This window comes from Formosa sediminum (assembly GCF_007197735.1).
Lineage (GTDB): Bacteria > Bacteroidota > Bacteroidia > Flavobacteriales > Flavobacteriaceae > Formosa > Formosa sediminum.
On sequence record NZ_CP041637.1, the window covers coordinates 3867066 to 3881884 of the forward strand.

Annotated in this window: 7 protein-coding genes; 2 read left to right on the forward strand and 5 right to left on the reverse strand. The window is 32.3% G+C overall.

Annotation, left to right across the window (positions count from 1 at the left end):
- Positions 1-8 precede the first annotated feature (8 nt).
- Positions 9-1568, forward strand: a complete 1560-nt coding sequence (locus FNB79_RS16835) for a M28 family peptidase (protein ID WP_143382471.1) — start codon at positions 9-11, stop codon at positions 1566-1568.
- Between the two features lie 92 nt (positions 1569-1660).
- On the opposite strand, the gene FNB79_RS16840 is transcribed toward FNB79_RS16835, so the two are convergent.
- From FNB79_RS16840 to FNB79_RS16860, 5 genes are all read right to left on the reverse strand, one after another.
- Positions 1661-2107: a protein-disulfide reductase DsbD domain-containing protein gene (locus FNB79_RS16840; protein WP_143382472.1), complete on the reverse strand. Its 447-nt coding sequence runs from the start codon at positions 2105-2107 to the stop codon at positions 1661-1663.
- A gap of 170 nt (positions 2108-2277) precedes the next feature.
- Positions 2278-2808: a porin family protein gene (locus FNB79_RS16845; RefSeq protein ID WP_143382473.1), complete on the reverse strand. Its 531-nt coding sequence runs from the start codon at positions 2806-2808 to the stop codon at positions 2278-2280.
- Between the two features lie 98 nt (positions 2809-2906).
- Positions 2907-3815 carry a Ppx/GppA phosphatase family protein gene (locus tag FNB79_RS16850; RefSeq protein ID WP_143382474.1) on the reverse strand — a complete coding sequence of 303 codons (909 nt, stop codon included), beginning with the start codon at positions 3813-3815 and terminating at the stop codon, positions 2907-2909.
- Position 3816: 1 nt separating this feature from the next.
- Positions 3817-5880, reverse strand: a complete 2064-nt coding sequence (ppk1, locus tag FNB79_RS16855; RefSeq protein ID WP_143382475.1) for a polyphosphate kinase 1 — start codon at positions 5878-5880, stop codon at positions 3817-3819.
- A gap of 91 nt (positions 5881-5971) precedes the next feature.
- A complete protein-coding gene (locus tag FNB79_RS16860; RefSeq protein WP_143382476.1) occupies positions 5972-6475 on the reverse strand; it encodes a SixA phosphatase family protein in 504 nt (167 codons plus the stop codon).
- 714 nt (positions 6476-7189) lie between these two features.
- Here FNB79_RS16860 and FNB79_RS16865 point away from each other — a divergent pair.
- Positions 7190-14818 (forward strand): HYR-like domain-containing protein, encoded by a 7629-nt coding sequence (locus FNB79_RS16865; protein ID WP_143382477.1) that lies wholly within the window; start codon positions 7190-7192, stop codon positions 14816-14818.
- The last annotated feature ends 1 nt before the right edge of the window (position 14819 follow it).

Sequence of the window (14819 nt, forward strand, 5' to 3'; positions counted from 1 at the left end):
CACATTCTATGAAAAAACCTTTTATGCTTGCAAGTATTGCCGCAATTGCACTTAGCTGCGGTAGCTCTCAAGACACAACTTCTACGCAACAAAATATTGCAATACCTAAAGATGTTAATTTTTATGCTGAAGGCATTACTGCTGCCGAACTAAAATCAGATTTAATGCAATACGCATCTGATGAATTTGAAGGCCGTGAAACGGGGCAACCTGGTCAGAAAAAAGCTGTAGAATTTTTAAAACAACGTTATATAGATCTAGGTATTCCTGCTGCAAAAACAGATGGCAATTATTTTCAAGAAGTACCTCTAGAGGTTATTAAAACACCAGAAGTAACATTAAAAGTAAATAATACAAACTTTGAATTAATTTCAGATTTTGTATCTATTTTACCAAGTCAATCTGGAACTATCAACACCACAGATATGACCTATGTAGGCTACGGCATCGAAACCGAAACTTATTCTGATTATACCGGATTAGATCTTAAAGGAAAAGTAGTTTTGTTTAAAGCCGGTGAGCCCCAAAAGGAAGATGGAACTTATCTATTAAGCGGTACAAAAGAGGCTAGCAAATGGTCTAATTTTAGACAAGAGTTTGCATTAAAAAGAGATATTGCCAGAGCAAAAGGTGCAAAAGCAGTATTATTTTATGCACCAGAAATTTACAATATAGCTGCTAACAGATATGGAAAATCTAGAGGCAGAATGAGTTTACAAACTAATGAAGAAACTTTATTTTATTTTATTATAAACACCAAATTAGCCGAAACTATTTTACCTAGTATTGCTAAAGATACCCACCAGCAAAACATACAAACAAAGTTTAATTTAGAATACAAAAAAATTAGTGAAAATTTTAATTCTGAAAACGTAGCTGCATTTATTAAAGGTACAGAAAAGCCTAATGAAGTTATTGTAGTTTCTGCACACTTAGACCATGAAGGCATTAAGAATGGAGAAGTTTATAACGGAGCAGACGATGACGGCTCAGGAACGGTGGCCTTATTAGAACTTGCAGAAGCGTTTAAAGCTGCTAAAACCGAAGGTCAAGGTCCAAAACGATCAATTTTGTTTTTACATGTTACCGGAGAAGAAAAAGGATTGTTAGGTTCAAGCTATTATGCAGATTACGATCCTATTATTCCTTTAGACGAAACAATGGTTGATTTAAATATTGATATGATTGGTAGAACAGATCCCAATCGTAAAAGTGACAACAGAAATTACATATATTTAATTGGAAGTGACAAACTAAGCACAGAATTACACACTATATCTGAAGATGTAAACAAGTCTTGTTGTAATATTGAACTAGACTATACATTTAACGATGATAACGACCCTAATCGTTTCTATTACCGTTCAGACCATTACAATTTTGCAAAGAATAATATTCCGGTGATTTTTTACTTTAACGGAACCCACGCTGATTACCACAAACCAACAGACACTCCTGATAAAATTCAGTATGATTTGTTAGAAAACAGAACCCGATTGGTATTTTATACCGCTTGGGAATTAGCTAATCGTGAACATAAAATTATTGCAGATAAAGCTTCTAATTAATTTAAAAAAAGTAAAATCCTAAACAAAAAAAATCCTTCAACTCTAATTAAGTTGAAGGATTTTTTTGTTTATAAGAAAACCCTACTATCACTTTATTTTATATCAAACTCAAGTTCTATTTCTGTTGGAGGTAAACATCTTGAATCGTCGCAAACCATAAACTCTACAACTCCATTTACTTTAAATGGAACATCGCCTCTAACTTTAATTCGTTGTTTAAAGTTCGCTTTATCTTCAAAAAATTTAATTTTCATTTCAAAAACAGGATCATCAATAATATGTCCTTCCTCTTCTTGAGTATTCCCTTTTTTTAAATAATTTTTATCCCCTTTAAAGGTAAATGTTGTAGGTATAGGGCCATTTTCTGGCACATTTTGTGAATATAAATGCCACCCTTTATCTATACTAGCTGTAGCAATTAATTCATATTCTGTTTCAGAAATTTTATTTACAGATGTGTTCCATTTTACAGGTTCTAAGATTTGAGAGTTTACAGTTCCTGATACAATTAAAACAAAAAGTAAAAGTATTTTTTTCATAATTAGGTTATTTTAGCTTTTATAATTTATAATTCCTTACCGCCCAAATATATCTGTTTATTTTGTATTAATTAGAGTTAATAATTAAAGTTATAAAACTTTTAACATATTATTTATATCACATTATTTTGAAAATAAAAAGAGCTAAATTTTATAAATTAAGAAGAATATTAAAATATCTTTATACCTAACCCAATTTGTATATTGCTATTTTTAGCTTCTAAAACCTGTTCATCATCATACACATTTGTTACCCCATAAACATATCTTACATCCACATAAAAATCATCAAAAAAGACGTATTCTACACCTGCAACCCCCGAAAACATTAAATTGTTAAAACCATCTTCATATTCGTGTACCTTAAGCCCTAATTGTGGTCCTAAACCTACAGATAATTGTTCCGTAATTGCATATTTAGCAAAAACAGGAAGGTTTAAATAATCTAACCTAAGCGATTCTTTTTTAGCACCTTCTGCTGAAAACTGGATTTCTGGAGCTAAAGAAAATTTATCTGTAATACCGTATTGTGCTGTAAATCCAACTACAAAGCCATTTCTATGAGCGTTACCTGAAGGAACTTCAGAATCGTAATCTAAATTAGAGATATTCATTCCGGCTCTTACCCCGAATAAATCAAATTGAGCAAAACTAGTAGTTGTTGCTAATATAGTTAAAACTAAAAAGGTAATTTTTTTCATATTGATAGATTTTGATGCTAAGTTAAAATTAATACAATCACTTTAATATAATTTTAGATAATTGTAATAAAAAAAAGGATAAAATACATATTTTATCGCTATACTAATTTTTTACTTGAAACGGTTTCATAATATAAACTTTTTATAATACCGTCACTTAATCCTATTTTTGGAACATATAAATCCTTTGCTCCACTCCACTTCATAGCAGATAAATAAATTCGAGCAGCAGGAATAATAACATCTGCTCTATCTTGATTTAAATCTAACTCAGTAATACGTTCTTCGTAAGAATAGGATTGTAAAATATTATAATACGACGTTAAATAAAAAAATGTTAACGGCTTTCCTACTGCTTTTCCTGAAATCTTAAATATTTTATTAATATTTCCTCCAGAACCTATTAAATCGATTTTATCATACTTTGTAGTATGCGTCTTAATCCAATTTTCAAGTTCATTCCAAGTCTCTCGTTTTACCATATCGTTTAGCAATCTAACTGTACCTATTTTAAAAGACCTAGATATTTCTGTTTTTCCGTGATCTATTACAGTAAATTCTGTACTTCCACCACCAACATCTACATATAGATAGGTTTTATTTGGATTTATATAGGCATTTAAATCTGTGGCTGCAATAATTGCAGCTTCTTCATCACCTTCAATAATATCTATATTAATATCCGATTTATCTTGTATGCTTTTAACAACCTCTGGTCCATTTTTAGCTTCACGCATTGCAGAAGTTGCACAGGCTTTATATTTTTCTACATTATGAGATTTCATTAATAATTTAAACGCATGCATAGTATCTATCATACGTTTAATATTATTTTCAGAAATTCGTTGTTCTAAAAAAACATCTGCTCCTAATCGAATAGGCACACGTACTAGAGAACTTTTTTTAAACTTTGTTGGTTTTCCTTCTTCTTCAATAATATTAGCAATTAATAATCTTACGGCATTAGATCCTATATCGATTGCTGCATATTTTTTTATTGTAAGCATATTAATTTTTTAACTTATTTAGATAGTATTCGTAGGTTGCAAATTGCGATCTAACTTTTGTTTTTTTGTTTTTTTTATGTTCGTTATTTTGAGCTAAGTTTAAAATTCTTGCTTTAACATTATCACTCCAACAAATATTAAAAGTATCTAACAGTTCTTGTTTAATTTCTTCATCATAAATTGGGCAAGTTACTTCTACTCTATTTTCAATATTTCTTGTCATCCAATCTGCCGAAGAAATAAAAATTTTAGGATTTCCGCCATTACCAAAGACGTAAAGTCTAGTATGTTCTAAAAACTTATCGACTATACTTATTACTTCAATATTTTCACTCATACCTTCAATCCCAGGTACCAAACAACACAGTCCTCTAACTATCATCTGTATTTTTACTCCAGCTCTACTTGCTTCATATAATTTATCTACCATTTTATAGCTAGATATACTATTCATCTTTAGTTTTATACTTGCAGGTTTACCTAGTTTAACATTAACAATTTCTGCATCTATTAATTTAAATAATGCTTTTTGTGTATAATGTGGGGAGGTAATGATATGTTTATATCTGAATATTAAATAATTTGTTTCAAAAAAACTAAAAACTTTGTTAATATCTTTAAGAATTTTTTGATTGGCTGTAAATAATGTATAGTCTGTATATATTTTAGCTGTAGATTCGTTAAAATTCCCCGTACTTATAATACCGTAACGTTTTATTTTTTTATTTTCTTCGCGTTCAATCACACACATTTTACTGTGAACTTTTAGTCCTTGAACGCCAAAAATTAAATTTATTCCTTCAATTTCCATTTGTTCTGCGTAAGCAATATTTGCTTGCTCATCAAAACGTGCTTGCAACTCTATTGAAACGGTTACGCGTTTACCATTTTTAGCAGCATTAATTAATGAACTTGCAATATCCGAAATTTGAGCCAGTCTATAAATAGTTATTTTAATGGTTTTAACCTGCGGATCTAATGCCGCTTCCCTTAAAAATTTAACAACATAAGAGAATGTATGATAAGGAGCATAAAGCAAATAATCCTTTTTAGCAATTAGCGGAAATATACTTTGTTCTAAACTTAATCCTTTTACAGGTAAAGGTTCAATTTTATCGTAAAGTAAATCGGTACGACCTAAACTTGGAAACCCCATATAATCACGTCGGTTATGATAACGTCCACCAGGAATTATACTATCTGATGGTTCTATATTCATTTTTTTCAACAAATAATCTAGGGTCTCTTTTTCTATCTGTTTATCGTATACAAATCTTACTGGTTCACCTATTTGTCTGTGTTTGACACTATCTGATAGTTTATCTATAAAACTTTTACTTAAATCGCTTTCAAAATCCAATTCACCATCCCGTGTAATTTTAATCATATGAGCCGAAATGGATTTATAATCGAAAATATTAAAAATATCATCCAAACAATAACGCAACAAGTCGTCTAACATAATAATGTAGTCTTTATTGTCTTCTCTTGGAAGCACAACAAAACGATCCATGTTTTTAGAAATTTCAATTAATGCATATTGGTGTTCACCCGTATTCATATGCATATTAACGGCAAGATAAGCAGCACTATCTTTTAATAGCGGGAGTTTTACTAAATCATTCAAAATAATAGTCACTAAAGCAGGACTAATTTTCTGTATAAAATACTGTTTTATAAATTGGTGTTGAGAAGGAGATATTTGATTTTCATTAATAATAAAAATATTTTCTTTTTTTAAATTATTATGAATATTATTAAGTATTTCTAAACTTTCTGCTTGTTGCTCTATTACAATTTTTGTAATAATTTCTAGAAGTTCACCTGCTTTAATACCTCCCAATTCACTTTTACCTGCTTTACCTGCTTGATCAATACGCTTTACTGTGGCATAACGTACTTTAAAGAATTCGTCTAAATTATTTGAAAATATACCTAAAAAACGTAAACGCTCGATTAGGGGTACGTTTTTATCTTCAGCTTCTTGAAGCACTCTTGCGTTAAACTGAAGCCAACTAATTTCTCTATTAATATATATGTTATTAGCTCTTTCGATTTTAATCATTAAAGTACATTTTTATTTAGTTCATTCTTACAAAGATATTGTATTTACATTTTAAACTTGTTTACAATATGTTATTATGTTATAAATTAAATTATTTTAACGCCTTAGGAAATAACTTTAATTTTAAGTGTCCCGGAGCTAAATCACACCACCTATCAATATTAAATTCTAAAACTACCAAACCGCTAGTTGGAACATTATCTACGAATTTATCTCCATAACTATTTACAAAATTGGTAAAGGCATTATTATGTCCAAATAAAAAAACTGTATCCATATTATCAGACAAATTTTTAATAAATAACACAAGTTTTTCTCCATTAAAATCATAAAGATCTTTAACAACCTCTATATTAACACTTGACTTATCAACAAAGTTATCAACAAAGTTATTAACAAAAATAACACACGTATCTAATGCCCGTTTTGCAGGACTTGTAAACACATTTTTTAGAGTAATTTTTGTTTTACTCTTAAAATGATCGCTAACTTTGATTGTATTAGAAGAACCTACTGGTTTTAAGGGCCTAAACATATCATCTACATCCTGTTTCCAAGATGATTTTCCATGCCTAACTAATATTATTGTTTTCATATATTATTTTTTTAATTGGGGTTAAATAATTAGAATTGACACCTTTTAAATTAAACTAATTAACAATTTATAACTAATTTTGAGATTAAAATAAATTTACTTTGTTAACAATTATTATAAAACTTAATCGTTAAAACGCATTTAAATCTGTTTAAAAACATTCAACAAACACTTAATCGAAAAAAAGATCTATTTTAACATTATTTTTTGTTTTTCTAACTCTATGTGTCGTTTTTTGTAAGTAATAAGTATATAAAGAATATGATCCCAAATCTAATTTCAACACCTAAAGCCATTTGTTTTGCTAGTCAAAATATTTCTAAAAACTTTACGTGCATTAAGTAGATTTTACTTCTAAACCAAAAGTAAGGTCTAAATTGCTGTTGAAAAATATTTAGAATCAGTTCTTAAAAAATATATTAAAGCAAATCAATAAATTGTATATGATAAAAATTTACGCCTCAATATCACTTTTGTATTTTTCTTTTTATTATTTAAAACACAAATTTTTGCCTGACAAAAACTCTCATACTATACATTTTAGAAGTATGAAGTTAACAAAAAATTTAGTGCCCAACATACAAACATCACCTATTTAACTCACTTACAATACGTAAGCACACTAGTCATTATATAGAACCAGAAATAACTAAATATTTACAAAGTTGTTAACCCATCACAGGCAGTATTAGGATAACTTAATCGATTCATGAAATGAAAAAATTTTACGCTACGAAATTTAAAAGTTATAAAAACATTAAACAGTATTCGCTGTTAGCATTAATGCTAATGGCTTTCAGTTTTTATAGCTATGGCCAAGTCATTAAACCATTTACACCAAGAGAAAACTCAACTGGTCAGTCTTTATATACCGTAAAAGGTGATTTTACAATTATAGGGAATAAAAATCTTACAACATTAGATCCTAATTTATCTAATGGCGAAATGATTTATGTAGATGTCGATGGAGACAATACAACTCTTAACTCCTCTTCAGCTACTTTACAATTAAAAGATGATAACGGTGCAATTACAGATTGCTCTGATATTGTTTATGCAGGCTTATATTGGATTGGTCGTCCTGGTCCAGACGATGAGTTTACCGCTACCAATGGTACAATTACTAAAACTTTAAACAAAAGGCAGGTTTCTATAAGCGGTCCATCTAGTTCGTCTTATACAACAATTACAGCTGCTAGTGATGACATATACTATCCATCAGATATTTATTCTGATATGTTTATTGCATATTCTGATGTGACAGATTATGTTAAACAAAACGGACCTGGAAATTATGATGTAGCAGACATTGCTCTATTAGAAGGTGTTGGTGGTAGTATTGGATACTTTGGAGGTTGGAGTATGGTTGTTATCTACGAAAACTCTACTATGAAGTCTCGTAATATTAGTACATATGACGGATATGCGTTTAGACGTTCTATAAACGATGCAGGGTTTTATGGATCAGACTTTTTAAATTTAGATGTATCTAATCTAACTCCCGACAACTCTAATGAAGTAGCTGCACAAATAGGTGTTATGGCTGCAGAAGAAGATCTTACATTGGCGTTTGATAGTTTTATACTGAATGGTACTTATTTAAGTCATTCTGGAAATTCGGAAACTAATTTTTTTAATTCGTCTATTACTGTAGGAGGCTCTCCTAGAAATCCAAATTTTGCAGATAACAATGGATTGGGATTAAGTAAATTTGATATCCCAACAGGAGTTATTGCACCTAATCAATCTACTTTAAATTTTGAATATACTTCCATTCAAGACAAGTACATAATATATAATTTAACATTCTCTGTAGAAGCACCTGCACCAGACATTGAGGCAGAAGTATCTATTACCGACATTAATGGGGTCACAAACACTTCTGAAACAACAACTGTAGAACCTGGTCAAGAAATTACTTATAAAGTAGATATAAAAAACTTTGGAACCGAGGCAGCAACAAATAGCATCCTTTCTATCCCGGTACCATTCAATACAACTTATAAAGATTTAAGCATTTCGTCAACTGCGTATGCGCCTTTTACATCTTCAAATGCACCTATCTATAATGCAACCACGAACACTATAGATTGGGATTTAGGGGATTTACCTGAAGCAACTAGAACAGATGATTTATTAGCATCTTTTACATTTAAAGTTACAGCAACAGACGACTGTAATGTGTTAGTTGTTGCCTGCGCACAATCTATTGCTTTAAATGGTACCATAACAGGATCTGGAGTTACATCTTCATATTTCTCAAAAAATTTAATTACGGGATACGATACTACTGTTGGTTGTATAGGCACACCTATAGATGCACCATTATTAACTTCAATCGTAAACACCAATTGTGCAAATACTCCAATTGTACAAACTTTTGAATATTGTGAATCTACAATACCTTTTACAGATATTAGTTCAGCTTATCCTATTGGAACTAAATTCTATGATCAATACCCTGTAAGTTCAAGTACTACAGAGTTTACAAGCACAAACACATTCCCTGGTACTTCAGGAGTAAGTACTTATTATGCTATACCAGCAAATACAGAAGATTGTTATTTTGAATTTACGATTAATGTAGACGCAATAACATCAATACCTACAGTAGATTCAGAACCAATAGAATATTGTTTAAATGAAACTGCTACGGCTTTAACGGCTACTCCAACAAACTCTGATTACATTCTTTATTATTATGAGAATAACGATCCAAATACAATAGGACAAACAAACTTAACACCAGACACAAGTGTAGCTGGTACATTTACATACTACGTAGCAGAAGGTACTACTGATGGTTGTTTAAGTGAAAATAAAGCTGAAATAACAATTATTGTTCATGATGTTTTAGACATTACATCTGATATAGTTGATGCCACTTGTACACCTGGGGGTGATGGTTCTATAGATATAACTGTAACTGGTGGCTCTGGAAACTACTCTTATGCATGGAGTACTGGAGCAACTACTGAAGATATTACAGGACTTACAAACGGATCTTATACTGTAACTATCACCGATGAAACTACAGGATGTGATACAGCAACTAGTTTTAATGTCGAAGAAGACCTAACTATAGTTCCTATTATAACTGCACCTGAAAACTATGAATTAGAAGGTTGTAGTGAATCAAGCATTACAGATCTGGCGTTTAGCGCAACACCGGTATCAATTTCATTAGATCAATTACAAAATGCAATGGGAGGAAATGGTACTGCATCAGGGTTTAGCTCATTAACATACTCAGATGTTGTAGAGGCTAGTACATGCCCAGTTGTTGTAACCAGAACTTTCACTGCAACTAACGATTGTAACAACAGTGTTACTGCAACTCAAACTATTACTATAATAGATACAACAGCACCAGTAGTGCCAACTGCAAATATACCTGCAGATGTAACTATTGAATGTTCAGATCCATTACCTGCAATGATAGATTTAATAGCAATAGATGAATGTGATGGAAACATAGTTGCTTCAGGAGTTGATACAACAGACGATACTGATCCTTGTAATGTTATTGTAACCCGTACTTGGACATTTTCAGACAACTGTGGTAACGAAGATTCTGTCTCGCAAACTATAACCATTGTAGATACAACCGGACCAGAAATAAACGCTTCTAATTTATTACCTATTACAGTTTATTGTAATGGTGAAGAAAAAAATGACACATTCCAAGCTTGGTTAGATATTAATGGTGGTGCAACAGCAACAGATAACTGTACTACATCTGACGATATTGTTTGGACAAATGATTATGTTGAAACAGACATTTCTCCTTGTGGAACAGATTCGCAAACAATCACATTTACAGCAACTGATGCTTGTGGAAATACATCAACTGTTACTAGTGAATATACATTCGCAGACGAAACTGGACCAGTTATTATTAATGAAGCGATAGATCTTACTTTAGAATGTGGTGACCAAACTGGTTTAGAAAATTGGTTATCAACAAACGGGGGAGCTACTGCTATAGATGAGTGTTCTGAAATCACCAGCTGGTCTAACGATTTTACTGCCATCTCAGACGAATGTGGTAATACAGGATCTGCAACTGTAACATTTACAGTTACCGATACTTGTGGTAACCCAACAACAACAACAGCAACAGTAACTATAGTAGATACAACAGCTCCAGAAGCACCAAGTGCACCAGCTGATATTACAGTAGAGTGTATTGAGGATGTTCCTACAGCCACTACATTAAGTACTATCGATGAATGTTCTGGAGAAATTATTGCTACAGCAGTTGATACTACAAATAGTAATGATAATTGTGATATTGTGATTACTAGAACTTGGACTTTTACAGACGATTGTGGAAATTCTAATGCTGTATCTCAGATCATAACAGTAAAAGATGAAACTGCTCCTGTAGTGCCTAACGCACCCGAAGATATTACCATAGAATGTTTAACAGACCTACCTGCTCTAATAGATTTAACTGCGACAGATAATTGTACTGGAGATATAATTGCTAGCGGAGTAGATACTATTAATGATACAGATCCTTGTAATATTATTGTAACTCGTACTTGGACGTTTACAGATAATTGTGGCAATACGGATGCCGTAACACAAATCATAACAGTAAAAGATGAAACTGCTCCTGTACTACCTAATACTCCTGCAGATATTTCAGTTTCATGTATTTCAGATATCCCTGCACCTACAGAATTAAGTGCTATCGATAATTGTGGTGGTACAATAACTGCTATGAGTGTAGATTCTGAATTACCTTTAGATAGTTGTAATACAATTATAACTCGTACTTGGACATTTGCTGATGCATGTGGAAATACTAGTACCACATCTCAAACAATAACTGTAAACGATGATATTGCACCAACAATTACAGTTGAACCTATAGATATAGTAGATCCTTGTACAGGAAACGAAAGAAGTGCAACTATCGATGCTTGGTTAGCTATAAACGGTGGAGCTAGAGCTACAGATAATTGCTCTACAGTAACTTGGACAAACGATTATCAAGAAGATTCAGTAACATGTAACGGTCCTACTAAAGTTATCTTTACAGCTACAGATGAATGTGGTAACTCAACATCTGTAAGTGCAACATATACTATAGAAGATTTCAGTGGACCTAACATTACAACTGAAGCTCAAGACATCTCTATAGAGTGTGGAGATATTAATAGTCCTGAATTACTAAATTGGTTAAGCAATAACGGTGGTGCAATAGCACAAGATATCTGTTCTGAAACTAGCTGGAGTAACGATTTCGATGCAAACACATTTATTGGAGGAAATACAGTTGTTACCTTTACTGCTTCAGATCAATGTGGAAATATAAACACAACAACTGCTAATATTATATTTACTGATAGTGTCGCTCCTATAGCTCCTGAAGCTCCTGCTGACATTACTGTTGAATGTACTGATATCCCTGAAATGATAGACTTAACGGCAACAGATAATTGTGAAGGAACAATTACTGCTACCGGAGTAGATACTATTAATGACACAGATCCATGTAACATTTTAATCACACGTACTTGGACATTCACAGATGCTAGTGGTAATTCTGCTTCTACATCACAAACTATAACAGTTATAGATACAACAGCTCCAATTGTACCAACAGTACCTGCAGATGTTACAGTAGAATGTTCAGATGAATTACCAGTTATGGTTAATTTAACTGCTACAGATAGTTGTGCAGGAGAAATAACTGCTTCTCCAATTGAAACTATAGATAACACCAATACTTGTGAAATTATTATTACTCGTACATGGACGTTCGAGGATAATTGTGGAAATGTAAGTGAAGCAAGTCAAACCATTACTGTAGTAGATAGTACAGCACCTGTTATTACAAATGAAGCGGTTGATATTATAAGCCAATGTGATGGATTAGAAAGAACAGCAACAATTGATGCTTGGATAGCAATAAATGGTGGTGCTAGAGCAGTAGATAATTGTTCTGAAATTACATGGACTAATAACTACGATCCAACAATTGAAACGTGTTCTGGACCAATTGAAGTAACATTTACAGCAACTGATTCTTGCGGAAATTCAACTTCTACTTCAGCTACATATCTTGTAGATGATCAAACAGGACCAACAATAGATACTGAACCTCAAGATTTAGTACTTGAATGTGCATCTGATACTGATGCAATCCAAAATTGGTTAACTACAAATGGTGGTGCTATTGCATTCGATTATTGTTCTGACACAATTACTTGGACTAATGATTTTGATACATCTTCAATTAATAATGATGTTTGTGGAGAAGATAACGCTGTAACAGTAACATTTACTATTGTAGACAACTGTGGAAATGAAACACAAACTACAGCAACAATTACCATTATAGATGAGACTGCACCTGTAGCTCCTAATAATGTCCCTGCAGATGTAACAGTAGCATGCTATAATGATATTCCTGAAATGACTTCGCTTACAGCAACAGATGAATGTGCTGGAGATATCACGGTTACTGGTGTAGATACTGAAAATGATACAGATCCTACAAATATAATTATCACACGTACTTGGACATTTAGTGATGCTTGTGGTAATACAACTGAAGTATCACAAACTATATCTGTTAAAGATGAAATAGCTCCTGTAGTAGACTCAACTTTACCAACAGATTTAGCCGTAGAATGTTTAAGTGATGTTCCTGCAATGGAAGCATTAACAGCAACTGATAATTGTGTTGGAACAATAACTTCAGAAGGCACAGAAATTATTAATGATACAGATCCATGTAATGTTATAATTACACGTACTTGGACATTCACAGATACTAGCGCAAACACAACAGAAGTTAACCAAACTATCACTGTAAAAGACGAAACCGCTCCAGTAGTAAGTACTCTACCAACAGATATGAATTTAGAATGTGATGTAGATATTCCAACAATAGAACCGCTTACAGCTATAGATAATTGTGCTGGTGAGTTAACATCAGAAGGAACTGAAACAATTAACACAACAGATCCTTTAAATACAATTATTACTCGTACTTGGACATTCAGTGATGCTTGTGGTAATACAACTGAAGTGTCTCAGACTATAACTGTTAAAGATGTAACTGCTCCTATAGTAGATTCAATGCCAACAGATACCACATACGCATGTATTGACGATGTACCTGAATTAACAGCATTAACAGCAACAGACAACTGTTCTGGAACATTAAGCTCTGAAGGAACAGAAACAATAGATAATTCAGATGCTTGTAATGTAACCATTACTAGAACTTGGATGTTTACTGATGCAAGTGGAAATGAAACTGAAGTTACTCAAACTATCACTGTAATAGATGATGTTGCTCCTACAGCTCCTACTGCACCTGCAGACTTGGCTGTACAATGTATAGATGATGTACCTGTAACTATAGATTTAACGGCTACAGATAATTGTGGAGAGTCTATTACTTCTACAGGAGTAGATACTGTAACTACTATTGATTCTTGTAGTAGTATTATAACTAGAACATGGTCATTCACTGATTCATGTGGTAATACTTCAACAGCAACTCAAATCATTACTGTTGAAGATACCATTGCACCTACGCTAATAACAGATTTAGATACTGAGATTGAAATCTTCTGTTCAGATATACCAGAACAACCAGAATTAGATTTCACAGATAATTGTTCAGCTAATTTAGATGTAGAATTTACAGAAGTAAGTACATCTACAGGTGCTGCTTTTGAAAACTATCAGATCATTAGAGATTGGACTGTAACAGATACATGTGGTAATGCGGCAATATTTACGCAAACAATAACAGTTAATGTACAACAAGATGTAGTATACATAACAGACGATAGATGTACTGAAGGTGGATCTGTAGATTTAAACAATTACTTAGTAGATCCTAGCACAAACGGTACTTGGGTTGTAGAATCTGGTGATGCTTCACTTAATGGAAGTATTTACGATCCTATTAACTCTACAGTTGGAGCAAGCTATGTATTCACATTCACCGAAGCTGAAGGATGCCAAAACCAAACTACAGTTACTATTGATGTAAACGAAGATTGTGTAGAACCAACTTGTGATCCAATTATATCAACTACAGTCACTCCTAACGGTGACCAATGGAATGAATACTTTACAGTTACAGGACTTGATAGATGTGGATTCGTAATAGACATAGAAATATATAACCGTTGGGGAGCATTAGTGTATAAAGCTCAAGATTACCAAAATAATTGGAATGGTAAGAATAATAAAGGAGCATTTGGTAATGCAGACAATCTACCAACCGGAACTTATTATTATATTGTAACATTAAAAAATAGCGGATTGAAACCACTAACTGGTCCAATTTACTTAGGAACCAAATAAA